The organism is Thalassovita litoralis (genome assembly GCF_900182725.1).
Lineage (GTDB): Bacteria > Pseudomonadota > Alphaproteobacteria > Rhodobacterales > Rhodobacteraceae > Thalassobius > Thalassobius litoralis.
In genome coordinates, this window is sequence record NZ_FXTO01000031.1 from 16,392 (window position 1) to 39,766 (window position 23,375).

General features: G+C 60.8%; 24 protein-coding genes. 15 read left to right on the top strand and 9 right to left on the bottom strand.

What is annotated here, in order from left to right; genetic code table 11:
- Window positions 1-188 precede the first annotated feature (188 nt).
- Genes FN828_RS16615 through arsC form a run of 3 tightly spaced genes read left to right on the top strand, consistent with a single transcriptional unit; the run spans window position 189 to window position 1,917 of the window.
- A complete protein-coding gene (locus tag FN828_RS16615) occupies window positions 189-527 on the top strand; it encodes a DUF952 domain-containing protein (RefSeq protein WP_142494541.1) in 339 nt (112 codons plus the stop codon).
- Complete coding sequence (locus FN828_RS16620) at window positions 524-1,582, top strand: quinone-dependent dihydroorotate dehydrogenase (RefSeq protein WP_142494542.1); 1,059 nt, start codon at window positions 524-526, stop codon at window positions 1,580-1,582. The genes FN828_RS16615 and FN828_RS16620 overlap by 4 nt, the downstream gene beginning before the upstream one ends.
- Complete coding sequence (gene arsC, locus FN828_RS16625; RefSeq protein ID WP_142494543.1) at window positions 1,579-1,917, top strand: arsenate reductase (glutaredoxin); 339 nt, start codon at window positions 1,579-1,581, stop codon at window positions 1,915-1,917. The genes FN828_RS16620 and arsC overlap by 4 nt, the downstream gene beginning before the upstream one ends.
- Before the next feature lie 38 nt (window positions 1,918-1,955).
- Here the strand turns inward: arsC and FN828_RS16630 are convergent, their stop codons facing one another.
- From FN828_RS16630 to FN828_RS16640, 3 genes are read right to left on the bottom strand one after another with little or no spacing between them, the layout of a single operon-like run.
- Window positions 1,956-3,287 (bottom strand): MATE family efflux transporter, encoded by a 1,332-nt coding sequence (locus FN828_RS16630; protein ID WP_185959071.1) that lies wholly within the window; start codon window positions 3,285-3,287, stop codon window positions 1,956-1,958.
- Between the two features lies 1 nt (window position 3,288).
- Window positions 3,289-3,798, bottom strand: a complete 510-nt coding sequence (locus tag FN828_RS16635; RefSeq protein WP_142494545.1) for a PaaI family thioesterase — start codon at window positions 3,796-3,798, stop codon at window positions 3,289-3,291.
- Window positions 3,795-4,223, bottom strand: a complete 429-nt coding sequence (locus tag FN828_RS16640; protein ID WP_235891514.1) for a PaaI family thioesterase — start codon at window positions 4,221-4,223, stop codon at window positions 3,795-3,797. Before FN828_RS16640 ends, FN828_RS16635 begins: the two co-directional genes overlap by 4 nt.
- Window positions 4,224-4,333: 110 nt before the next feature.
- On the opposite strand from FN828_RS16640, the gene FN828_RS16645 reads away from it, so the two are divergent.
- The 9 genes from FN828_RS16645 (at window position 4,334) to FN828_RS16685 (ending at window position 13,577) form a co-directional block, all read left to right on the top strand.
- Window positions 4,334-5,479: a putative manganese transporter gene (locus FN828_RS16645; protein WP_142494547.1), complete on the top strand. Its 1,146-nt coding sequence runs from the start codon at window positions 4,334-4,336 to the stop codon at window positions 5,477-5,479.
- Window positions 5,480-5,576: 97 nt separating this feature from the next.
- A complete protein-coding gene (locus tag FN828_RS16650) occupies window positions 5,577-5,951 on the top strand; it encodes a MerR family transcriptional regulator (protein WP_142494548.1) in 375 nt (124 codons plus the stop codon).
- Between the two features lie 251 nt (window positions 5,952-6,202).
- Complete coding sequence (locus FN828_RS16655; protein ID WP_408033811.1) at window positions 6,203-6,610, top strand: MerR family transcriptional regulator; 408 nt, start codon at window positions 6,203-6,205, stop codon at window positions 6,608-6,610.
- 26 nt (window positions 6,611-6,636) lie between these two features.
- Window positions 6,637-8,415, top strand: a complete 1,779-nt coding sequence (locus FN828_RS16660) for an acyl-CoA dehydrogenase C-terminal domain-containing protein (protein WP_142494549.1) — start codon at window positions 6,637-6,639, stop codon at window positions 8,413-8,415.
- 92 nt (window positions 8,416-8,507) lie between these two features.
- Complete coding sequence (locus FN828_RS16665; protein WP_142494550.1) at window positions 8,508-8,720, top strand: hypothetical protein; 213 nt, start codon at window positions 8,508-8,510, stop codon at window positions 8,718-8,720.
- 299 nt (window positions 8,721-9,019) lie between these two features.
- Window positions 9,020-9,655 carry a glutathione S-transferase family protein gene (locus FN828_RS16670; protein WP_142494551.1) on the top strand — a complete coding sequence of 212 codons (636 nt, stop codon included), beginning with the start codon at window positions 9,020-9,022 and terminating at the stop codon, window positions 9,653-9,655.
- A gap of 18 nt (window positions 9,656-9,673) precedes the next feature.
- A complete protein-coding gene (locus FN828_RS16675; protein ID WP_142494552.1) occupies window positions 9,674-10,885 on the top strand; it encodes an acetyl-CoA C-acetyltransferase in 1,212 nt (403 codons plus the stop codon).
- A gap of 2 nt (window positions 10,886-10,887) precedes the next feature.
- Window positions 10,888-11,328 carry a hypothetical protein gene (locus FN828_RS16680; protein WP_142494553.1) on the top strand — a complete coding sequence of 147 codons (441 nt, stop codon included), beginning with the start codon at window positions 10,888-10,890 and terminating at the stop codon, window positions 11,326-11,328.
- Between the two features lie 47 nt (window positions 11,329-11,375).
- Complete coding sequence (locus FN828_RS16685; protein WP_142494554.1) at window positions 11,376-13,577, top strand: 3-hydroxyacyl-CoA dehydrogenase NAD-binding domain-containing protein; 2,202 nt, start codon at window positions 11,376-11,378, stop codon at window positions 13,575-13,577.
- Between the two features lie 115 nt (window positions 13,578-13,692).
- Here the strand turns inward: FN828_RS16685 and FN828_RS16690 are convergent, their stop codons facing one another.
- Window positions 13,693-14,337: a sulfotransferase family 2 domain-containing protein gene (locus FN828_RS16690; protein WP_142494555.1), complete on the bottom strand. Its 645-nt coding sequence runs from the start codon at window positions 14,335-14,337 to the stop codon at window positions 13,693-13,695.
- 135 nt (window positions 14,338-14,472) lie between these two features.
- On the opposite strand from FN828_RS16690, the gene FN828_RS16695 reads away from it, so the two are divergent.
- Together FN828_RS16695 and FN828_RS16700 are read left to right on the top strand one after the other, a co-directional pair.
- Entirely contained in the window at window positions 14,473-16,098 is a 1,626-nt protein-coding gene (locus FN828_RS16695; protein ID WP_142494556.1) for an AMP-binding protein, read from the top strand.
- Between the two features lie 90 nt (window positions 16,099-16,188).
- The gene (locus FN828_RS16700; RefSeq protein WP_142494557.1) at window positions 16,189-17,217 is read left to right on the top strand and encodes a hypothetical protein; all 1,029 of its coding nucleotides are present in this window, start codon (window positions 16,189-16,191) and stop codon (window positions 17,215-17,217) included.
- A 106-nt stretch (window positions 17,218-17,323) separates the two neighbouring features.
- Here the strand turns inward: FN828_RS16700 and pcaF are convergent, their stop codons facing one another.
- Genes pcaF through FN828_RS16715 form a run of 3 tightly spaced genes read right to left on the bottom strand, consistent with a single transcriptional unit; the run spans window position 17,324 to window position 19,920 of the window.
- Window positions 17,324-18,523, bottom strand: a complete 1,200-nt coding sequence (gene pcaF / locus FN828_RS16705; protein WP_142494558.1) for a 3-oxoadipyl-CoA thiolase — start codon at window positions 18,521-18,523, stop codon at window positions 17,324-17,326.
- A gap of 9 nt (window positions 18,524-18,532) precedes the next feature.
- Entirely contained in the window at window positions 18,533-19,216 is a 684-nt protein-coding gene (locus tag FN828_RS16710) for a 3-oxoacid CoA-transferase subunit B (RefSeq protein WP_142494559.1), read from the bottom strand.
- The gene (locus FN828_RS16715; protein ID WP_142494560.1) at window positions 19,213-19,920 is read right to left on the bottom strand and encodes a 3-oxoacid CoA-transferase subunit A; all 708 of its coding nucleotides are present in this window, start codon (window positions 19,918-19,920) and stop codon (window positions 19,213-19,215) included. The genes FN828_RS16710 and FN828_RS16715 overlap by 4 nt, the downstream gene beginning before the upstream one ends.
- A 144-nt stretch (window positions 19,921-20,064) precedes the next feature.
- On the opposite strand from FN828_RS16715, the gene FN828_RS16720 reads away from it, so the two are divergent.
- Window positions 20,065-20,823 carry an IclR family transcriptional regulator domain-containing protein gene (locus tag FN828_RS16720; protein ID WP_142494561.1) on the top strand — a complete coding sequence of 253 codons (759 nt, stop codon included), beginning with the start codon at window positions 20,065-20,067 and terminating at the stop codon, window positions 20,821-20,823.
- Here the strand turns inward: FN828_RS16720 and FN828_RS16725 are convergent.
- On the bottom strand, window positions 20,818-22,041 hold the full coding sequence (locus FN828_RS16725) for a type II secretion system F family protein (protein ID WP_142494562.1): 1,224 nt from the start codon (window positions 22,039-22,041) through the stop codon (window positions 20,818-20,820). The genes FN828_RS16720 and FN828_RS16725 overlap by 6 nt on opposite strands.
- Window positions 22,038-23,255: a GspE/PulE family protein gene (locus FN828_RS16730; RefSeq protein WP_142494563.1), complete on the bottom strand. Its 1,218-nt coding sequence runs from the start codon at window positions 23,253-23,255 to the stop codon at window positions 22,038-22,040. Before FN828_RS16730 ends, FN828_RS16725 begins: the two co-directional genes overlap by 4 nt.
- Between the last annotated feature and the right edge of the window lie 120 nt (window positions 23,256-23,375).

Below are 23,375 nucleotides of genomic sequence, written 5' to 3' on the forward strand. Positions count from 1 at the left end.
CCATGGACGATGTGACCATAGGGAAAGTCCGGGATTCAACCCACCCGCGTCCAGCCGCCACCAACGTGCGGGCCATATCCCGTGGGGGGACATCATCCGATAATCCACCACGGACCGCAGCCCGCTGGCTGTGATCGCAGAACGCGCCGGGGATTGACCTGCGGCGCGTTCCCCGGCATCTGGGCGATATGCTGATATACAAGATTTTCCGGGCCGACGAATGGGCCGAATTGCAGGCCGCAGGTGTCACCAATGGCGCCCCGGTGGATGTGGCGGACGGGTTCGTGCATTTTTCCACCGCTGAACAGGTGGCCGAAACCGCTGCAAAACATTTTGCCGGGCAGGACGGGCTGATCCTGCTGGCACTGGACCCGCAGACGCTGGGACCGACCTTGAAATGGGAAACCTCGCGCGGTGGTGCGCTGTTTCCCCATCTGTACAGGCCCCTGCGAATGGCTGATATTCGCTGGCACAAGCCCCTGCCACTGGTGGACGGGGCGCATCGATTCCCGGAAGGCATGGCATGACCCCACTGGAAAAACTGGGCCTGATGGCCCTGCGCAAAGTTGATCCTGAAACCGCTCATGGGTTGGCAATCAAGGCATTGCAGATTGGGGCCGCGCCGCTTGCGGGTCTGGTGACATCGGATCGGCTGCGCACCACGGTTGCCGGGTTGCATATGGCCAATCCCGTCGGGCTGGCCGCTGGGTTTGATAAGAACGCACAGGTGTTGTCGCCCCTGTCCCGCGCCGGGTTCGGCTTTATCGAGGTCGGGGCCGCCACCCCGCGCCCTCAGCCGGGCAACCCGCGCCCGCGCCTGTTCCGCCTGACCGAAGATCGCGCCGCCATCAACCGTTTTGGGTTCAACAACGAAGGCATGGACACCATCGGCGCCCGGCTGGCACAACGCCCGCGCGATATGGTGCTGGGGCTGAATTTGGGCGCGAACAAGGACAGCGACGACCGCGCCGCCGATTTCGCGCGGGTGCTGACGCATTGCGGCCCCTATCTGGATTTTGCCACAGTCAACGTATCGTCCCCCAACACCGAAAAGCTGCGGGATTTGCAGGGCAAAGAGGCACTGTCGGCGCTGCTGGCCGGGGTCATTGCGGCCCGCGCCGCGCTGGACCGTCCGATCCCTGTGTTTCTGAAAATCGCCCCCGATCTGTCCCCGGCGGAACTGGAAGACGTGGCCGAGGTGGCGATGGGATCAGGCATTGATGCGGTGATTGCCACCAATACCACCCTGTCACGCGACGGTCTGCAAAGCCAGCACAAGGGGGAAACCGGCGGCCTGTCCGGTGCGCCTTTGTTTGAAAAATCCACCCGCGTTCTGGCGCGGCTGTCGATGCTGACGGATGGGAAATTGCCGCTGATCGGCGTGGGCGGCATTTCCAGCGCCGAAGATGCCTATGCCAAGATCCGCGCTGGGGCATCGGCGGTGCAGGTCTATACCGCGCTGGTCTATCACGGCCTGTCACTGGGGGCTGAAATTGCCCGTGGGCTGGATAAACTGCTGGCCCGTGACGGGTTTGCCAATGTCGCGGATGCCGTTGGAACCGGGCGAAAGGAGTGGCTATGATCACGATCTGGCACAACCCGCGCTGTTCAAAATCGCGCCAAACGCTGGCCCTGATCGAGGGCAAAGGCAACGTGACCATCCGCGAGTACCTAAAGGACGCGCCCACGCTGGCGGAATTGCAGGCGGCCCAAGCCGCGCTTGGCCTGCCCGCGATTCAGATGATGCGCCCGAAAGAGGCCGAGTTCAAAGATTTGGGTCTGTCGCGGGACGACGACGATGCAACCCTGCTGGCCGCAATGGCCGCGCATCCCAAGCTAATCGAACGCCCCGTGGTTTTTGCCAATGGCAAAGCCGCACTTGGCCGCCCGCCCGAGGCTGTGCTGGACATTCTGTAAGCCACTTTGGGGCGCAATCCCACGCGCCCCGTAAACGATCAGGCGCGATCCGCCTCGGCCTCCAGCGCGGGATAGCGCAATCCCAGCGTCACGCCCCGCGCGACAAAGGAAATCAGCAAGGCCAGCCATAGCCCGTGATTGCCCAGCCACGGCAGCAGCACCGCCAACGCAACCAGATAGATCACGAAGCTGACCGCCATCATATTGCGCATGTCCCGCGACCGCGTGGCGCCGATGAAAATCCCATCCAGCATCCAACTGGCGGCCCCGGCCAGTGGCGCAAACACCATATAGGGCAAATAATCCCGCGCCACGCCGCGCACCCCATCCGCAGTGGTCATCAAGTCAATGATCAGCCCGCCCGCCAGCGCAAACACCACAGCCAGCCCCAACGACACGCCGGTTCCCCACAGGCTTGACAACAACGCCCCGCGCCGCAGCGCCGCCCGGTTTCGCGCACCCAACGCCTGACCCACCAAGGCCTCGGCCCCGAAGGCAAAACCATCCAGCGCGTAGGCGGTGATATACAGGAATTGCAGCAACACCTGATTGGCCGCCAACGTGGCATCGCCAAAATCCGCCCCCAGCAGCAGAAAAGAGATGAAAATCGCCTGCAACATTAACGAGCGCAGCAGAATATCGGTGTTCACCGACATCATATGAACCAGTCTTTCGCGGTCAAATACACGCGGCCAGTCGCGCCATGCCGGAACCTGAAACGCTGCCCGGCACAGGAACAGACCCAGCGCCAAACCGCTCCACTCCGCCAAGAAGGTCGCGGTAGCCACCCCCTGCACACCCCAACCCAATCCCAGCACGAACCACAGGTCCAGCAAAATGTTCAGGCCATTCATCCAAAGCTGGATCACCAACACCGCCCGCGTGCGTTCCTGCGCGATCAACCAGCCCGTCACACCATATAACGCAATCGCCGCCGGGGCGCTGAAAACGCGGATTTGCATATAGTCACGCGCCAGCGTTTCCACCTCGGGGCTGGCGGGGGATAGCTGGAACGCCACCCAGAAAATTGCCGCCTGAAGCGCGATAATCGCCAGACCAGCCGCCGCCGCAATCATCAGCGCACGGGTCAGAAGCGCCGCCACTTCGCCGGTTTGCCCGGCCCCCTGCGCCTGCGACGTCAGACCCGTCGTTCCCATCCGAAGGAACCCGAAAATCCAGTAAACGCCAGTCAGGATCACAGCGCCAACGCCCACCGCACCAATCGGCGCGGCCAGCCCCATCTGCCCCACAACGCCGGTATCCACGGCCCCCAAAATCGGAACCGTTGCATTGGACAGCACAATGGGAAGCGCGATTTTCAGCACCCGCCTATGTGTCACAGGAACCGATGCCCCGCCCCCCGCTGACATTTCACCCATCCGAAGGTGGCATCAGGAAATGCCCGGTTCCCTGCGCAAAGGCGCGGTGGCGGTTGTCCTGCCACGCTTCGACATGGACGCTGGCATAGCGCCGCCCGGATCGGTTGATCTGCGCCCGCGCATAAGCATCGCGCGGCAGGCCAGACCGCAGATAATCCACCGTGAAATCAATCGTTTTAGGCAAGCGCGGCAATTTCCCCGCCACCAGTTGATCGACATCCAGCGTACCGCTTTCGATGTCATCCCACAGATAGGCCCAGCTTAGCCCGATAATCGCCGTCACCTCCAGAAAGGCAGCGGTCACGCCGCCGTGCAGTGCGGGCAAAATCGGATTGCCGATCAGCTTATCCGCAAAGGGCAGGACCGCAGTCAGCTCATCGCCACGACGATCGAATTCGATCCCCAGAAATTGAATATACGGCACACCATGCACCAGTGCGCTCAGCGCAGAATCCCGGCGTTGTTTGATCACCTGAACGGGTTCGGGACGGCGGCGGGTCATTTGCGGGCTCCTTCCACGGTAAAGGCCCCAGTGGCCGTTGCCACCGGCAGGTCTTCGTCATCGTCCAGCGCCTCGGCCCGCACGAAAGCCACCGATTTTGTGATGCGGTAGCAATGCGCCCGTGTGCGGATCGCCTGCCCCGGTGTTGCCGCCCGCATATAATCGATTCTCAGGTCAATGGTTGCCGTTCCACCGGGGGCGGCCGGGTGGCTCATCACCGCCGCGCCGCAAGTGGTATCCAACAGCGCCGATACCGCGCCGCCGTGCATAACCCCGGTTTTAGGGTCACCCACGAACCGTTCATCATAGGGCATCCGCGCTTCGGCCCGGCCACCTTCGATATGGGTGAATTCCATCCCCAACGCCTGTGCATGGGGGATTGCGGCGATGAACTGACTGGCAATTGCCTTTTTATCTGCTCCCAAGGGAACCTCCGGGCCTTTTTTGTGCATTGACTAACTAATCTGCCCAGATCGGGCCGAGTGCAAGAAATAGTTCTTGCAATTGAGATTAATTCTCATATGCAATTCATTCCATGACACATCTGGACGCTTCCGCCTCACCCTCGTTTCAGCCCGGTTATCTGGGTCCATTCCGATCCCGGCGCTTGCCGGTTTTACTTTTGCTGCTGGCGCTGGCGCTGGCCCCCGGTGAACTGGGCCTGATCACCCGCGACATGATGCTGGACGCCTATTATCAGGTGGCGGTTTTCGTCGCGGCCACATTGATGCTGTTTTACGGGGCAGAGCGGCTGTTCAACTTCAACCTTGGCACCGCCCTGAACAAGGCCCGCATGGCACAGGTTCCGCTGTCCGCCCTATTGGGGGCCACCCCCGGCTGTGGCGGCGCGGTTGTGGTTGTGGCGGCCTATGCTTCGGGTAACGTGGGATTTGGCGCGGTTGTTGCCACGCTGACCGCAACAATGGGCGACGCGGCATTTCTGCTGATCGCCACCCGCCCGGATGTGGCCGCTGTTGTGCTGCCGCTGTCCTTTGCCGTGGGCATTCTGTCTGGCTGGATCGTGGACGCGCTGCGGCTGGTCCCGGCCCCGATGCACAGCAGCCATTGCGCTATGCCTGTGCGGATCGGCGCCCCACGCAAGCGCGACTTTGCCTATTTGACACTGGCCTTGCCCGGCTTCGCCCTTGGGGTTCTGCAATTGGTGAACGCAGATCAGTTCGACAGCCTGCCCGCCTCGCTATTGTCCACGCTGGGGCTAAGCGGAACCGCGCTGGGGCTGCTGATCTGGGCGTTATCCCCGCTGGAGGCCATGACAAACGACAACGATTCCCCCACAACCCGCATGGCCGAGGAAACAAATTTCATCGCCATTTGGGTGATCGGCGCATATCTGGCGTATGATTACACCGTCGCCTTTACCGGATTGGATTTGAAAGACGCCTTTTCCACCGTAGCCCCGCTGTTGCCGCTGATTGGTATTCTGGTAGGGTTCATCCCCGGTTGCGGCCCACAAGTTCTGGTGACAACGCTGTATATCAACGGCGCGCTGCCCTTTGCGGCGTTGATCGGGAACGCGATTTCAAATGATGGCGATGCGCTGTTCCCCGCTATCGCCCTTAGCCCCCGGACTGCCATGCTGGCGACCGTGGTTTCCGCCATCCCCGCGCTGGTCTTGGCCTATGGGTTTTACGTCCTTGCCCCTGGCTTTCTGTCACCCTGATTATGCTGCACCGCAAAAGTGACCTTGCGGAAAGGGGCTGGTCAAGTGCATGCTGCTGATGCAAACTGCCCAAGACCTAAGCGATAGACGAACCCAAATGTCCGATCCCCGCCTGACTTTCAAAGAAATGTGCGCCAAGTTCGACGTAACACCGCGCACCCTGCGTTATTACGAATATATCGAACTGCTTCAGCCCGAACGCGAAGGCCGCTCGCGCTTTTACGGCCCACGCGAAATCGCCCGGATGACGCTGATTTTACGGGGACGTAAATGGGGCTATTCGCTGGAAGGCATCCGCCAATGGCTGCTGATCTATGACAAACAGGGGTCCAAAGCCCAGATGGCCGCATGGGTCGAAAGCGCGAACCGCCAGCTAGAGGAACTGGCAGAACAGCGCCGCCAACTGGACGAAGCGATCGAAGAACTGGCCAAATCACGCGACGAAGCCGCCGCCGCAGTACGCAGCATGTGATTCCCTGCCCCTTTGGGCAAGTGAAAGCTAAACATCCGTTAACGGGGCAAGGATTTCCTTGCCCTTTTTTCATGGATTCCGGTTGACGCTACGAAAGGAAATTTCGCGGCGCCGCACCTGACGTTAAGTGATGTTACGTCAACCACCGAAGTGACGTGACGTACCAGTTACGTCAACGTCAATTCCTGTTGTACCCACAATCAAGGCACCGCACTTTCTTGACCATCCGCTCAAGTTTCGGAGGACAAGAGATGTCTGTGACGAAGGAAACCATGACGATCCGCGAAATGTGTGACGCATTTCAGGTGACTCCGCGCACGTTGCGCTTTTACGAGGCCAAGGAACTGCTGTTCCCGATCCGCGACGGCCAGAAACGGCTGTTCACACATCGCGACCGGGGACGCCTGAAGCTGATCCTGCGCGGCAAGCGTTTTGGCTTCAGCCTCGAAGAGATCCGCCAACTTCTGGATCTCTACAACATGGGGGACGCCCAACTGACGCAGTTGGAACGGACCTTCGAGGTGGCGCAGGACCGTCTGCGCGACATGGAACAGCAACGCGATGAGCTGAACGAGGCCATCGAAGAGCTGAAAGAACAGATGGGCTGGGGCGAAAAGATGATCGCCTCGCTGAAAGTGAAGCAGAAGGCCGCCGAATAACACCGGCGTCAAATGGGAGAGAGACCATGCCGAGCTATACCGCACCGACCAAGGATATGCAGTTCGTCCTGCACGACCTGCTGAAAATCAGCCAGTCCGACATTCCGGGCTATTCCGAATTGGAGGCCGATTTCACCGCCGCCATTCTGGAAGAAGCCGGAAAAATCACCTCCGAAGTGCTGGCACCGCTGAACGTGGTGGGCGATACCGAAGGCTGCGTTCTGGAAAACGGCGTGGTCCGCACCCCGACCGGATTTCAGGAAGCATTTGATCAGGTCCGCGATGGCGGCTGGACCGCACTGGACATGCCCGAGGATTTCGGCGGTCAGGGCCTGCCCTATGTGATGGGGACCGCAGTTGGTGAAATGTTCAGCTCGGCCAATCAGGCGTTCACCATGTATCAGGGGCTGACCCACGGCGCGGCCTCGGCCATTCTGGCGCATGGGTCCGACGACCAAAAAGCCGCCTATCTGCCGAAAATGGTGTCCTGCGAATGGACCGGCACCATGAACCTGACCGAACCGCATTGCGGCACCGATCTGGGCCTGATGCGCACCAAGGCCGTTCCGCAGGACGATGGCAGCTATAAAATCTCGGGTCAGAAAATCTTTATCTCGGCCGGTGAACATGAAATGTCCTCGAACATCATCCATCTGGTGCTGGCCAAAATCCCCGGCGGTCCCGATGGCATCAAGGGCGTGTCGCTGTTCATCGTTCCCAAATTCATCCTGAACGACGATGGCACCCCCGGCGCACGCAACGGTGTGTCCTGTGGCAAAATCGAAGAAAAGATGGGCATCCACGGCAACTCGACCTGTGTCATGAACTATGACGAGGCCACGGGCTACCTGCTGGGCGAGGCCCACAAAGGTATGCGTGCCATGTTCACCATGATGAACGAAGCCCGCCTTGGCGTTGGGATGCAGGGGCTGGCACAGGCCGAAGCTGCCTATCAGAACGCTGTGATCTATGCCAAGGACCGCCTGCAAGGCCGCGCTGTCACCGGCGTTGAAAACCCCGATGGCCCCGCCGATCCGCTGATCGTTCACCCCGACATCCGCCGCAACCTGATGGATCAGAAATCCTTTATCGAAGGAGCGCGGGCCTTCATGCTGTGGGGGGCGATGATGATCGACCAATCCCACCGCCAGAACGACAAAGCCGCCGATGGGCTGATCAGCCTGCTGACCCCGGTCATCAAGGGCTTCCTGACCGATCAGGGCTATGACATGACCGTACAGGCGCAACAGGTTTACGGCGGCCACGGCTATATCGAAGAATGGGGCATGTCCCAGTTCACCCGCGACGCCCGCATTGCCATGATCTACGAAGGCGCGAACGGCGTGCAGGCGCTGGATCTGGTGGGCCGCAAACTGGCCGCCGACGGCGGCAAACATGTCATGGCCTTCTTTGAACTGGTGAAAAACTTCATCAAGGACAATGACGGCAACGAAGCGCTGAAACAGGATTTCCTGAACCCGCTGAAAGCCGCCTCCAAGGATTTGCAGGCCGCTGGCATGTATTTCATGCAAAACGGCATGAAAAATCCCAACCACGCGCTGTCCGGGTCGTATGATTTCATGCACCTGTTCGGCCATGTCTGTCTGGGCCTGATGTGGGCGCAAATGGCCAAAGCCGCGACCGAGGCACTGGACGCGGGCGCATCTGATACCAGTTTCTATGAAACCAAGATCGCAACGGGCCGCTACTACATGGCCCGCCGCCTGCCCGCCACGGCCATGCACCTGGCCCGCATCAACAGCGGCGCCGATACGGTCATGGCACTGGACGCGGCCAACTTCTAAGCGCAGCCCTGCGCCCCGGATCGGAGGAGACCCGCTCACGGGAACGGCTGGCACGGTGGGGACCGTGCCAGCCAATCACCAAAGGAGGAAACATGCCCAAACGCTTTCGCCTGACCCGCCGCTTTAACGCCGCGATGACCGAAGACGGCTATCGCCGCCTGCGCAAATTCGCCCAAGCCGCCGGTCTGGACGAAGGAGAGGCGCTGTCCTTTCTGTTTGAAAACTTCGACAGCGTGATCAACGAAGACACGTTCAACCACCGCCTGCGCCTGTTCAATTCTGATCTGGACGCCCGCAAACGTTAGAAAGGAAAAGGGCTGCCCCCTTTAGCCGCGGGAAACACGGATAGGGCGGTGCAGTTGAGTATTTTTGGCAAGATGAAAGGCAAGAGGATCGCCCCACCCCGGCCATGCGCCTGATGGCACCAGGACCGAAGCGGGGTTTCACCTTGCACGTCCATCGGCTCTCCAGCCTGTAACGCAGCGTTAGATTACGCCCATTAACCTTAACGGAACGTTATCAATGGCAGGCCCGGCTTTTCATCTTGCCAAAAATACTCAAACTCCAACGCAGACCACATGCGCGACATCAGGAGGAGATGAGCATGACGATGAAACTGTATTGTTTTGGCGAAAGCGGAAACGCCTATAAGGCGGCGCTGCAGCTGCACCTGTCCGGTCTGGATTGGGAACCTGTCTGGGTGGACTTCTTCGGTGGTGCCTCGCGCAGCCCGGAATACCGCGAAATGAACGTGATGGGCGAAGCCCCGGTTCTGGTCGATGGTGATCTGACGCTAACGCAATCGGGCGTGATCCAGATGTATATCACCGAAAAGACCGGCAAATTCGGCGGCAATACCCCTGAAGAGGCGCGCGAGGTGATGCGCTGGATGTTCTGGGACAATCACAAGATGTCCTCGCAGGCGGGGATGACCCGGTTCCTGACGAATTTCCTGCCTGAAAAGCACCGTAACGCCGATGTGAACGCGTTCAACCAAGGCCGCCTGAAAGCCGCGCTGCAAACGCTGAACACCGCATTGGAAGGGCGCGACTGGCTGGTGGGCGATGGTCCCACGAATGCCGATTTTTCCTGCTGCGGGTATCTGTTCTACCCCGAACCCTACGGCTTTGACCGTGCCGAATGGGCCAATATCGACCGCTGGCTGGGCAATATCAGCGCCCTGCCCGGCTGGAAACCCCCCTATGATCTGATGCCCGGCTCCCCTGCGGATCGGGCCTAACTAAAGAGGAAGGCAACAATGACCGAAGCCTATATCTATGACGCCGTGCGCACCCCGCGCGGCAAGGGCCGCCCGGACGGGTCGCTGCACGAGGTAACCTCGGTGCGGATGTCCGCGACCGTTCTGAACGCGCTGAAAGCCCGCAACGGGCTGGACGGCCACGCGGTCGAGGACGTGATCTGGGGCAACGTCACGCAGGTGATGGAGCAAGGCGCCTGTCTGGCGCGGACGGCGGTATTGGCTTCGGATCTGGATGAAACCATCCCCGGCCTGTCGATCAACCGCTTCTGTGCCTCGGGTATGGAAGCGGTTAATCTGGCCGCCAACCAGATCAAGGGTGGCGCGGGCGAGGCCTATATCGCTGGTGGCGTCGAAATGATGAGCCGCGTGCCGATGGGCAGCGATGGTGCCGCCGTCGCCGTGGACCCATCTGTGGCAATGGAACGCTATTTCGTACCACAGGGCATTTCCGCCGACATCATCGCCACAGAATACGGGTTCACCCGTGATCAGGCGGATGCGCTGGCCGTGGAATCGCAAAAACGCGCCAAGGCCGCGTGGGATGACAACCGTTTCGCCAAATCCATCATTCCGGTGACGGATGTGAACGGATTGACCATTCTGGACCATGACGAATTCATCCGCCCCGGCACCGACATGCAGACCTTGGGCGCGCTGAAAGCATCGTTCAAGGACATGGGCGAAGTGATGCCCGGTTTCGACAAGGTGGCGATGCTGAAATACCCGCATCTGGAACGGATCAATCACATTCACCACGCGGGCAATTCGTCCGGGATCGTGGACGGTTCGGCAGGTGTGCTGATCGGGAACGCGGAATTTGGTAAAAAATACGGGCTGAAACCCCGCGCGCGCATCCGTCAGACCTGCAAGATCGGTACGGAACCCACCATCATGCTGACCGGCCCGGTGCCTGCCACGCAGAAAATTCTGGCTGACAGCGGCATGTCCATCGGTGACATCGACCTGTTCGAGGTGAACGAAGCCTTTGCCTCGGTCGTGCTGCGGTTCCAGCAGGCGTTTGACGTGGACATGGACAAGATCAACGTCAATGGCGGTTCAATAGCGATGGGCCACCCGCTGGGTGCAACCGGCGCGATCATCATCGGCACGCTGTTGGATGAACTGGAACGCCAGGACAAACAGGTCGGTCTGGCAACCCTGTGCATTGCATCCGGCATGGGTGCAGCCACGATCATCGAACGGGTCTGACCATGCCCCGCGCCGCATTCGCCACGCTGAGCAATACGCTGACCGATGCCCTGCTGGGCCGGGATTTCGCCCTGTACCGGACGGCTTTTTGCCTGCCGGTGCGGATCGAACCCCGCAAGGGTCAGGCGTATACACTGGCGGACGATGCGGCGCTGGAGGCGGATTTCAAACTGTATTGCGATATCCTGAAAACCCACGCCGTCACCGACATTTTCCGAGAGGAAATGCAGGTGCTACCGCTAGAGGATGATTGGGTCGAAGTGACCTTCTGCACCCATATCCTGCGCCATGCGCAGCGGGTGGTGGAACCCTTCAATTCGCAATTCGTGCTGCGCCCCTGTGACGGGGCATGGCGCATCGCTGAAATCCGCAGCACGCTTGGACATATCAACTGGACGCTTGGGCGGGCAGAGATCGACAAAGGCCGGTTCATCACCGACTGATCCGCCGCCCCACCGAACACCGAATTGCCTGACGGAGGCAGAAACAAATGACCGATTTCACCATGACCAAAGACGCCGAAGGCGTCGCAACTATCACCTGGGATTGCCCCGGCAAATCCATGAACGTCATGAGCGGCGAAGCTCTGATCGTTCTAAGTGACCTGATCGACGACGCATTGGCCGACGAGGCCGTAAAAGGCATCGTCATCACCAGCGCCAAAAAGGACTTTGCCGGTGGCATGGACCTGAACGTGCTGGCCAAGATGAAGGAAGACGCAGGCGACGAACCCGCACGCGGCCTGTTCGAGGGCATCATGCAGATGCACGCCCTACTGCGCAAAATCGAACTGGCCGGGATGGATTTCAAAACCAAGAAAGGTGGCAAACCCATCGCCGCCGCCCTGCCCGGCACCGCCGTTGGCATCGGGTTGGAACTGCCGCTGGCAACGCACCGCATCTTTGCCGCTGACAACGCAAAGGCCAAGATCGGCCTGCCGGAAATCATGGTTGGCATTTTCCCCGGCGCGGGCGGCACCACCCGTCTGGTGCGCAAGATGGGCGCGATGGCGGCCAGCCCCTTCCTGTTGCAGGGCCAGTTGGTGAACCCGAAAAAAGCCAAGGGCGCGGGCATCATCGACGAAGTGGTAGAAGACCCGATTGCCGCCGCGCGGGACTGGGTGCTGAACGCCAAAGACGCCGATCTGGTGAAACCGTGGGACGCCAAGGGTTATAAAATGCCGGGCGGCGCACCCTATCATCCAATGGGGTTCCAGACCTTTGTGGGTGCCTCGGCGATGGTGAACGCCAACACCAACGGCGCCTTCCCCGCGCCCAAGGCCCTGCTGAGCGCGGTTTACGAAGGCGCGATGATGCCGTTTGACACCGCCCTGAAAATCGAAGCCCGCTGGTTCACCCATATCCTTATGAACCCGTCCTCGGCTGCGATGATCCGGTCTCTGTTCCTGAACAAGGAGGCGCTGGAAAAAGGCGCAGTGCGGCCCAAGAACATTCCCGACCAATCCGTGAAAAAGGTTGGCGTTCTGGGGGCTGGCATGATGGGCGCGGGCATCGCGCTGGTGTCGGCTCAGGCGGGGATGCAGGTCGTGCTGATCGACCGGGATCAGGAAGCCGCAGATCGGGGCAAATCCTACTCGGCCAGCTTCATGGACAAGGGGATCAAACGCGGTAAAGCAACCCCCGAAAAGAAAGAGGCGCTGCTGAATCTGATCACCGCGACCCCCGATCTGGACCAACTGGCAGGCTGCGATCTGATCATCGAAGCCGTGTTCGAAGATCCGGGCGTCAAAGCCGAGATGACCAAGAAGGTCGAGGCGATCATCCCCGAAGATTGCATCTTTGCCTCCAACACCTCGACCCTGCCGATCACCGGGCTAGCACAGGCATCCGTGCGTCCCGAACAATTCATCGGTATCCACTTCTTCAGCCCGGTTGAAAAAATGCTGCTGGTGGAAATTATCAAAGGCCAGAAAACCGGCGACCGGGCCGTGGCCAAGGCACTGGATTACGTCCGCCAGATCCGCAAAACGCCCATCGTGGTCAATGATGCGCGGTTCTTCTACTGCAACCGCTGCATCATCCCCTACATGAACGAAGCCATGCGCATTGTGACCGAAGGCACCCCAGCGGCAATGGTGGATCACGCCGCGCAGCAGCTTGGCTTCCCGGTGGGTCCGATCCAGTTGACCGATGAAACCTCGATCGACTTGGGTGCGAAAATCGCCCGTGCGACCAAGGCGGCGATGGGCGATGCCTATCCCGACAGCCCGTCGGACGATCTGATTTTCTGGATGGAAGAGCTGGGCCGTCTGGGCCGGAAATCCAAGGCCGGGTTCTTTGACTATGACGAGAACGGCAAGCGGCTGGGCTATTGGCAGGGGATCACTGAAAAATTCCCGGCCGCAGCCGAATTGCCCGCGCTTCAGGATGTGAAAGACCGCCTGATGTTCGCGCAAGTTCTGGAAGCCGTCCGCGCATTGGAAGAAGGCGTGGTCGAGGACATCCGCGAAGGCGACGTAGGTGCCATTCTGGCATGGGGCTTCGCGCCTTGGACCGGCGGCCCCTATAGCTGGCTGGACATGCTGGGGGCTGAATACGCCGCCGAACGCTGTGACGAACTGGAAGCCGCCTATGGCGAGCGGTTCAAATGCCCCGAGCTGCTGCGCGATATGGCAGCAAAGGGCCAAAGCTTCTATGGCCGGTTCAACCCGGACGCCAAAACCGCAGCGTAAGCCTATTGGTCAATGTAATAAGCGCGTCCCCACCGGGGGCGCGTTTTTTCATGGCCAGCGCAGATGGGGGCGCTGCCCCAAACCCCCGGAGTATTTCAGACCAGACAGAAGCCGATCAGTCGAAGCTATAGCCGAAACGCGCAATGTCAGCGGCGCATAAATCGGCCACCAAGGCGCGGTCAGCGTCTGAATAATAGCGTTGATAATCCACCCGGTTGGAACGGTTTTCATGGCCCAGCGTCAGCTCAAACCCCAGATGATCCCAAAGCGGGGCCGCATCTTTGGCGAAATGTTCCAGCCTGATATAGGCGTTGCATCGTTCCTGCCCGCGAATATCCGTCATGTAAAAGGCAAAAGGGGCGGCGCTGAGCGACAGCCGGGTATGGGCGTGGTTCAGGAAATCGGTAAAGCTGAGGCTTTGGGACAGGCGAACCGCCGGGTGGTCAAAACTACGGTCGCGCAGCCAGTGATAATAGCTGACGATCCGATCCCACGGGTTGCGCACCAGCGTGAAGGTGAAAAGGTCGGGAATTTCATCGGGTGTGATCAACCCGTCGATATCCGCCAGCGTGGAATGTTTCCACAACCGCCCTGCTGTTTGCATCCCTTGCACCCGCGACCGGCGGCGGCGGGCCTTGGGCGTGTCCCCCAACATGATGTCATCCTTCATCGCCCGGTCTTCCAGCGCCAGCGCCATCGAAGTGCCGCCGGTTTTGGGGATGTGGATGAAAATGTAACGACGGCCACGGGATAAAATCATAGCCGGACGCTAGCCGATTGCCGGACCGGGGAAAAGCCCCTGATCACGGCGAAATTCCGCATTGCGGGCCTTTCCTTATCGCCGATTTCGCACCACTATGCCGCCCACTGAATGAACACCGAACAGGAGGCCCACATGGGTTGGATGGCAGACGAAACCGGGTTGGGAAAGAATGCGGCGAATTATGTACCGCTGACGCCGCTGTCATGGCTGGAGCGGGCCAAATCCGTGTTCCCCGACCGCATGGCCGTGGTCTATGGCAGCCATCGCAAAACCTATGTCGAATATCACGAACGGGTGACGCGGCTGGCCTCGGCGCTGGTGAAACTGGGGGTGCAGCCCGGCGATGTGGTGGCCACCGTGCTGCCTAACCTGCCCGCTCAGGCCGAAGCGCATTTTGGCGTTCCTGCCTGTGGCGCAGTACTGAACACGCTGAACACGCGGGTCGAAGCCGATACGATTTCCTATATTCTGGATCACGGGCAGGCTAAGGTCGTTCTGGTGGACCCGCAATTCCTGCCGGTGGTGGCGCAGGCGATTGACGACATGACAGGCCCAGCCCCCATCGTAATCGAGGTGGCCGACGATCAGGCCGGGGTTCACGCCCACGGTCATTACATGGAATACGAGGCGTTGCTGGCCACTGGCGACCCCGATTTCCAGTGGATCATGCCCGAAGACGAATGGGAAAGTCTGGCGCTGAACTATACCTCAGGCACCACCGGGCGGCCCAAGGGCGTGGTCTATCACCATCGCGGGGCCTATCTGAACGCGATGGGACAGGCGATTAGCTGGCGGTTGCAGCTTTATCCCAAATACCTGACCATCGTGCCGCTGTTTCATTGCAACGGTTGGTGCCACACATGGCTGATGCCCTCCTATGGCGGCACGGTCATTTGCTGCCGCGACATCACCGCCAAGGCGATTTTCGATGCCATCGCGGACGAAGGCGCCACCCATTTCGGCGGTGCGCCCATCGTGTTGAACACGCTGGTCAACGCCCCGGAAAGCGACCGCCGCGACTTTGATCATATCGTCGAGGTGTTCACCGCTGGCGCCCCCCCCGCCCCGGCGACATTGGCGAAAATTGAACCGATGGGGTTCAACGTCACACAGGTTTACGGCCTGACCGAAGTATACGGCCCCGCCACCGAATGCACATGGAAGGAAGAGTGGGAACCGCTGCAAGGCGACGACCGCGCCGCCATCAAGGCCCGTCAGGGCGTGGCCATGCCGATTTATGACCACATCACCGTGGTCGATGAGAACATGGCCCAGATCCCGATGGATGGCAAAACCCAGGGCGAAATCGTCATGCGCGGGAATGGTGTGATGAAGGGCTATCTGAAGAACCCCAAAGCCACCGAAGAAGCCTTTAAGGGTGGGTATTTCCACACGGGCGACATCGCCATTCAGCACCCCGACACCTATGTCCAGATCGCGGACCGCGCCAAGGACATCATCATTTCCGGCGGGGAAAACATTTCCTCGGTTGAGGTCGAGGGCGTGCTGATGGGCCATCCCGATGTGCTGCTTTGTGCCGTGGTGGCCAAACCGGACGAAAAATGGGGCGAAGTCCCCTGTGCCTTTGTTGAACTGAAGGACGGCCACGCCACAACCGAAGCCGACCTGATCGCCTTTGCCCGCGAACGGCTGGCCGGGTTCAAAACACCGAAAAAGGTGGTGTTTCAGGAATTGCCCAAAACCTCGACCGGGAAAATCCAGAAATTTGAACTGCGCACCATCGCCAAGGGCCTGTAATTCCGGCCCCAATGTGATCAGGGGGCGGATGGACGCCCCCTGCCTGCCCGTGTTATCAACATGCACAGGACAGAGGCAGGGCAGCCCGAAATGACAGCACTTCAGAAATACCAGCGGATCGAAGCCTCTGGTCTTTGGCGCCCCAACGCGCAGGCGCAGCGGCGCGAGGTGATCGTTTCCATCGGCGACGCCACGCTGGTCATCACGGACACAAAAGAACAGGCGCTGGCCCATTGGTCATTGGCCGCCGTGGCCCGCGCCAACCCCGGTGATCTGCCTGCGATCTATCACCCGGATGGCGACCCGGACGAAGTGCTGGAATTGTCCGCCAACGAAACCCAGATGATCGACGCAATTGAAAAACTGCGACAGGCGATCAACCGGACCCGCCCGAAACCGGGGCGGCTGCGACTGTATATTCTGGGGGGCGTCATAACGCTGGCACTGGCGCTGGCTGTGTTCTGGTTGCCGGGGGCCATGCTGAACCACGCGGCACGGGTGGTTCCCGATGCCAAGCGTAGTGAACTGGGCGACAGGTTGCTGGGTCATGCGCAACGTGTCACGGGGCAGGCCTGCCAGACACCGGCCGCTGAAACCGCGCTTCGGGCGCTGGCGCGGCGCGTTGCGGTACAGGATACCCATGTCAGCCGCATCGTCGTTATGCGTTCGGGCGTATCGGAAACCGTGCTGCTGCCGGGGCGCATTCTGCTGATCAGCCGCCGCCTGATCGAGGATTACGAAGACCCCGGCGTCGCTGCGGGTTTCATCACCGCCGAACTGGTCCGCTCCCGGCAGGACGATCCGCTGAAACAACTGCTGTCAGCGGGCGGCTTTCTGGAAACCCTGCGCCTGCTGACCACAGGCACCCTGCCCGATGACGCGCTGGCGGCCTATGCTGAAACCGTGCTGTCCCAGCCCCGCAGCCCAATTCCCGACGACGCCCTGCTGGTCGGTTTCGCTGCCGCGCAGTTGTCATCCACCCCCTACGCCTATGCGCTGGATGTGTCGGGCGAAGCTACCCTGCCATTGATCGAAGCCGACCCCATGCGCACCCGTCCCGTCCCCACAATCCTGAACGATGCCGACTGGGTCCGCTTACAGGAAATTTGCAACGGGTAGCGTTTCGATGGCCCGGCGGGCAACCACACGGGACATGCAGGCACCTGAAATAAGAAACCCCGCCTGAACATCAGGCGGGGCCGTTTCATACTGCTGTGGAAATCGCTCAGCAGGCTTCCAGCGCGATGGCAATCCCCTGCCCCACGCCGATGCACATGGTAGACAGCGAGCGTTTACCGCCCTTTTCCAGCATCTCCAGCGCCGCCGATCCGGTGATACGCGCACCGGACATGCCCAGCGGGTGCCCCAGTGCAATCGCGCCGCCATTGGGGTTCACGCGGGGATCGTCATCCGCGATGCCCAGTTCCCGCAGCGTCGCCAGACCTTGAGCGGCGAACGCCTCGTTCAGCTCGATCACGTCGAAATCCGACTGTGCCAGCCCCAGCAGCTTCATCAGCTTTTGCGATGCCGGTGCCGGGCCGATGCCCATGATGCGCGGCGGCACACCAGCCGTTGCGCCGCCCATGATCCGGGCCAGCGGGCGCAGACCGTGGGTTTTCACCGCTTCTTCGGATGCGATGATCAGCGCAGCGGCCCCGTCATTCACGCCCGACGCGTTGCCTGCGGTCACGGTGCCGCCTTCGCGGAACGGTGCGGCCAGCTTGCCCAAAGCCTCGATCGTGGTGGCGCGGGGGTGTTCGTCGGTATCCACAACGATGGGATCGCCCTTGCGCTGCGGAATGATGACCGGGGTGATTTCCTTGGCCAACCGCCCCGAGGCAATCGCCGCCGCCGCCTTGTCCTGCGACCGCAGGGCAAACGCATCCTGATCCGCGCGGTTGATGTTGTAATCTGCGGCCACGTTTTCGGCGGTTTCGGGCATGGAATCGATGCCGTACTGCTTTTTCATGACCGGGTTGACGAACCGCCAGCCAATCGTGGTGTCATACACCGCGTTCGACCGGGAAAAGGCGCTTTCGGCCTTGGGCATGACGAACGGCGCACGCGACATGGATTCCACACCGCCCGCAATCGCCAGATGAATTTCCCCGGCCTTGATCCCGCGCGCGGCGGTGATGATCGCATCCATCCCCGATCCGCACAGGCGGTTCATCGTGGTGCCCGGCACATCGGTGGGCAGCCCGGCCAACAGCGCCGCCATACGGGCAACGTTGCGGTTGTCTTCGCCCGCTTGGTTGGCGCAGCCGTAAAACACTTCGTCCACGGCGGCCCAATCCATATCGTGACGGCCCATCAGGGCGCGGATCGGGATCGCACCCAGATCATCGGCGCGGACCTTGGACAGGCTACCGCCGAAGCGGCCAATCGGGGTGCGGATATAATCGCAGATATATGCGTCAGACATGGGTTCCTCTTACAGTTCGGGGACGATCAGATCGGCAACGGGACCATCGGTTTTCAATTCGGCACCCGTGACGGCCTGAAGCTCATCAAAGGAAATTGCCGGAATTTTTTCCCGCAGGACGAAATTCCCGCCTTCAATATCCACTACAGCCAGCGAAGTATAGACCCGCGTGACACAGCCCACGCCGGTCAGCGGCAGGCTGCATTCGGCCAGCAGCTTGGGTTCGCCGGTTTTAGTGACATGGTCAGTCAGCACCGCAACGCGTTTCGCGCCATGCACCAGATCCATCGCGCCACCCACGGCAGGCACGCCGCCCTTACCCGTGGACCAATTCGCCAAATCGCCATTCTGGGCCACCTGATAGGCCCCCAAAATTGCCACATCCAGATGCCCACCGCGCACCATCGCAAAGCTGTCCGCATGGTGAAAGAACGACGCACCGGGGCGCAGGGTCACGGCCTTTTTGCCCGCGTTGATCAGATCCCAATCTTCATCCCCTGCGGCAGGTGCTTCGCCGAAATCCAGCACACCGTTTTCCGTGTGGAAAATCGCCTGACGGCCCGGTGGCTGATATTTCGCCACCATTTCCGGGAACCCGATCCCAAGGTTCACATAAGCCCCATCCGCAATGTCCTGCGCCGCCCGCCATGCGATCTGCGCGTTGCTGAGTTTGATTGCATCAATATCGGTCATGGATACACAGCCTCGGCCCGGTTCAGGGCCTCTTCTTGTTGCGGGTTGGGAACATGCACCACACGGTTCACAAAAATACCGGGGGTGATGACGTTTTCAGGATCAATCCCGCCCAAAGGCGCGATGGTGGTGGCCTGCGCAATGGTGACAGCCGCCGCCGTTGCCATGATCGGGTTAAAGTTCCGCGCCGCCATGCGATAGGTCAGGTTCCCATGCGGATCGGCCAGTTCAGCCTTGATCAGTGCAAAATCCGCTTTGAGCCAGCGTTCCTGCACATAGGGGCGGCCTTCGAATTCCGCAGTGGGCTTCCCGTCGGCCAGATCGGTGCCAACGCTTGTGGGGGTATAAAACGCCGGAATGCCAGCACCGCCCGCGCGAATACGTTCGCCCAAGGTTCCCTGCGGCACCAGTTCCAGTTCGATTTCACCGGCCTTATACGCCACGGTGAAAGCCCGCGGATCGGCCGAACGCGGGAAGGAACAGATCAGTTTGCGCACCTGTTTCTGTTCGATCAGCGCCGCCAGCCCCACATGGCCGTTCCCGGCATTGTTGTTGATGATCGTCAGATCGCGCGCACCGTGGTCGATCAGCGCGTGGATCAGTTCAACCGGCGACCCTGCACCGCCGAACCCCCCGATCATCACCGTGGCCCCGTTGGGAATATCCGCAACAGCATCGGCCAAAGTGGCAATGGTCTTATCCATTTCCCAAAATTCCTCCTGTATGGCGGCGCGAACGGATCGGCGCGGCCTGTCTTGCATCCGCAGGCATAGGGCAGCGTTGGCGCAGACGACAACGAAAATGTGCGCATATTGATCTTTGTTCGGATTACAGCTAGCGGTGTGCGCATGGTGAACAAATCGACGGATATTATCGCCTCTCTGGCCAAAGGCCTGCGGGTGCTGGAATGTTTCGGGGCCGACAGCCCCCGCCTGTCCATCGCCGAAGTCGCAGGCCGGACCGGGCTGGACCGGGCCACCGCCCGGCGCTGCCTGCTGACCCTGCACCACAGCGGCTATGCGGATTATGACGGGAAATATTTCACCCTGACCCCGCGCACCTTGCGGCTGGGCATGGGGGCGCTGACCTCGCTTCCGCTGGCGCAGGTGGTGCAGCCGTGGCTGGATCAACTGACCGAACAAACCGGGCAAAGCTGTTCGGTATCCATTCTGGATGGGGCCGAAATCGTGTATCTGGCGCGGGCGGCGCAAAAGCGGGTCATGTCAATCGGGTTGATGCCGGGATCACGCCTGCCTGCGCATTGCACCTCTATGGGGCGGGTGCTGCTGGCAGCCCTGCCTGAAACCGAAGCCCGCGCAATCGTCGAAGCGTCGGACCTGTCCCCCCGCACCCCCTTTAGCCTGACAGATCCCGACGACATCATGACCCGGATCGCAGCCGCCCGCACCGATGGCTATGTGCTGATAGAACAGGAAATCGAATTGGGTCTGCGCTCTGTCGCGGTGCCGCTATTGAATGCGCAGAACAAAACCGTGGCCGCACTGAACATCGGCATGGCGGTGACACAGGATCAGCCCGAAGAAATGATAACCCGCTATCTGCCTGCGCTACACAAAGTTCAGGCCGGGCTGCGGCGGGTTTTATAAATCGCCCGACACCAGAGATTGCAGATCAAAGATCGGCAACAGGATCGCCAGCACAACCACCAGCACAAAGCCCCCGACCACCATCATCAGGATAGGGTCCAACAAGGCGGCAATCCGCTTGCGGTCATTTTCCAGCCAGCTATCCACCAGCCGCGAGGACCGTTCAGCCATGACCCCGACACGGGTTGATCGTTCCCCGGCGCTGATCAACTGACGGCACACCGGCGGGATGACAGACAGGTGCAGCAGGGCGTCGCTTAGGCTTTCGCCCCGTTGGATGGCGGTTGTGACCTGTTCGGCCTCGTGCCGGAACCGGGGCTGGGTTAGCACGCGGGCGGCGCTACGTGCCGCATCCAGCGCGGTTTGGCGGCTGGAGATCACCAAGGCCAGCGTTTGCAGATATTGCAGGGCAGCAGACAACCGGATCAGCCGCCCCACCACCGGCAGGCGCAGCAGAGTGGCATCCCGGCGGGCGCGAAACCCCGCGTGGCGCAATGCCAACCGAAACCCGATCACAGTAGCAGTCAACGCAACCAGACAGGGCAGCCAATAGGCCTTGATCCAATCCGCAGCCGCCAACAATGCCACCGAAATCGCCGGTAAGGGGCGCCCTGTCGTTTCAAACATCGCCACGATCTGCGGGGCGGCGCTGGTGACAAGTATCCCGCAAACCAACAGCGACACAGCCGCCACGAAAGCCGGATAGATCAACGCCGTCAGAATACGCGATTGATCCCCCGAAACGGTTTCCAGATGGTTTGCCAACTCTTCGACCACGCGGGCCAGTTCGCCCGAGCTTTCCCCGGCAGCAATGGCCGCCAGATAATAAGGCGGAAATCCTGCATCGGCCCGCCCCAACGCATCTGACAGGCTTTCGCCTTCGCGCAGGGCGGCACGCGCAGTCACGGCGACGGTTTCAATCCGCTGCGCCCCGCCAGAATTGCCAACCGAGTCCAGCGCCACATCCACCGGCACCTCTGCGGACAGCAGCACCGCCAATTGCCGGGTGAACACCGTGCGTTCATCCGGTGACAGGGTCGCCCGACGGCGCAGCAACGGACGGGATTGGCGCGGTGCCGTGGTACTGGTTTCCAGCTCGGTTGCGAACAATCCCTTGCCACGCAACTGTTCCGTGGCCTGCGCACGGGTATCGGCCACCAGCGTTCCCCGCCGCCGCTTTCCCGACGCGGTATAAGCGGTATAGCGAAAGGCGGTCACAGCTCCGTCCCCACGACGCGGACAACCTCGGCGCTGTCGGTGATGCCTTGGGCCACCAGTTGCATCGCCTCGCCCAGCAGGGTGCGGTCTGGCGTCAATGCCTGTACTTTTAGCGCCTGCTCAGATGCCCCGGCATCAATCGCACCGCGCAAACCATCGTCCATCGTCACGATTTCATAAATACCGGCGCGGCCCTTATGCCCAGCTCCATTGCACGCCGGGCATCCGTTGGCCTGCCAGACATGCGCCGGGATTGGTAGGGTCGTGGCCTGAAACAGCGCCCGTTCCTGTTCATTCGGGGCGCGAGTGGACTTGCAAGCGTCACAAAGCCGACGCAGCAACCGCTGCGCGATGATGGCCCGAACCGTAGCAGCGATCAGGTAATCCTCGACCCCCAGATCACGCAGCCGGATAATCGCCGCAACCGACGAATTGGCGTGCAGCGACGAAAACACCAGATGCCCGGTCAGCGCGGCCTGGGCGGCGGTGCTGGCGGTTTCCAGATCGCGGATTTCCCCCACAAGAATAATATCCGGGTCTTGCCGCAGGCTGGCTCGCAACCCGGCGGCAAAGGTCAGGCCGATCTCAGCGTGAATCTGGCTTTGGTTCACCCCCGGAAGATCGTATTCGATCGGGTCTTCGACGGTCAGGATATTGCGTTCAGTCGTATTGGCCAGCTTCAACAGGGAATACAGCGTGGTTGTTTTACCGGACCCGGTTGGCCCGGTCGCCAGCACGATCCCGTTGGCGGCAGCGCTCAATGCCTCTAGCTGGGCAACCTGCGGTGGGCGCAGCCCCAGATCGGCCAGCGGCATCAGGCCTGCGGTTTTATCCAGCACCCGCATCACCACCCGTTCGCCGTAATTCCCCGGTAGGGTCGACACGCGAATATCAATGGAACGCCCGCCATAACGCAACGCGATATGCCCGTCCTGCGGCAGGCGGGTTTCCGAAATATCCATCCCGGCCATCACCTTCAGGCGGGAAATCACCCGTTTTGCCGGGGCTTGCGGGCGATCAAAAATCGTTTGCAGGAATCCATCAATCCGAATACGCGCCCGCAACCCATTTTCATGCGGTTCGACATGCAGGTCCGAGGCGCGGGCCTCTACCGCACGACGCAGGAAATGGTTCACCAAGCGGATCACCGGGGCTTCACTGCCCGTATCCAGCAAATCCTGTGGCGGCGGTTCCGCGCTAGGCTCAGGACCCATTAATCGGCTTGAGATCGCATTGGTCGCATGCTTCAAATCCCCAAACTTTCAGGGGGTATCATGAGCAATCTATTTTGGCTGACCGACGAACAGATGGCGCGGCTGCGACCGTTCTTTCCC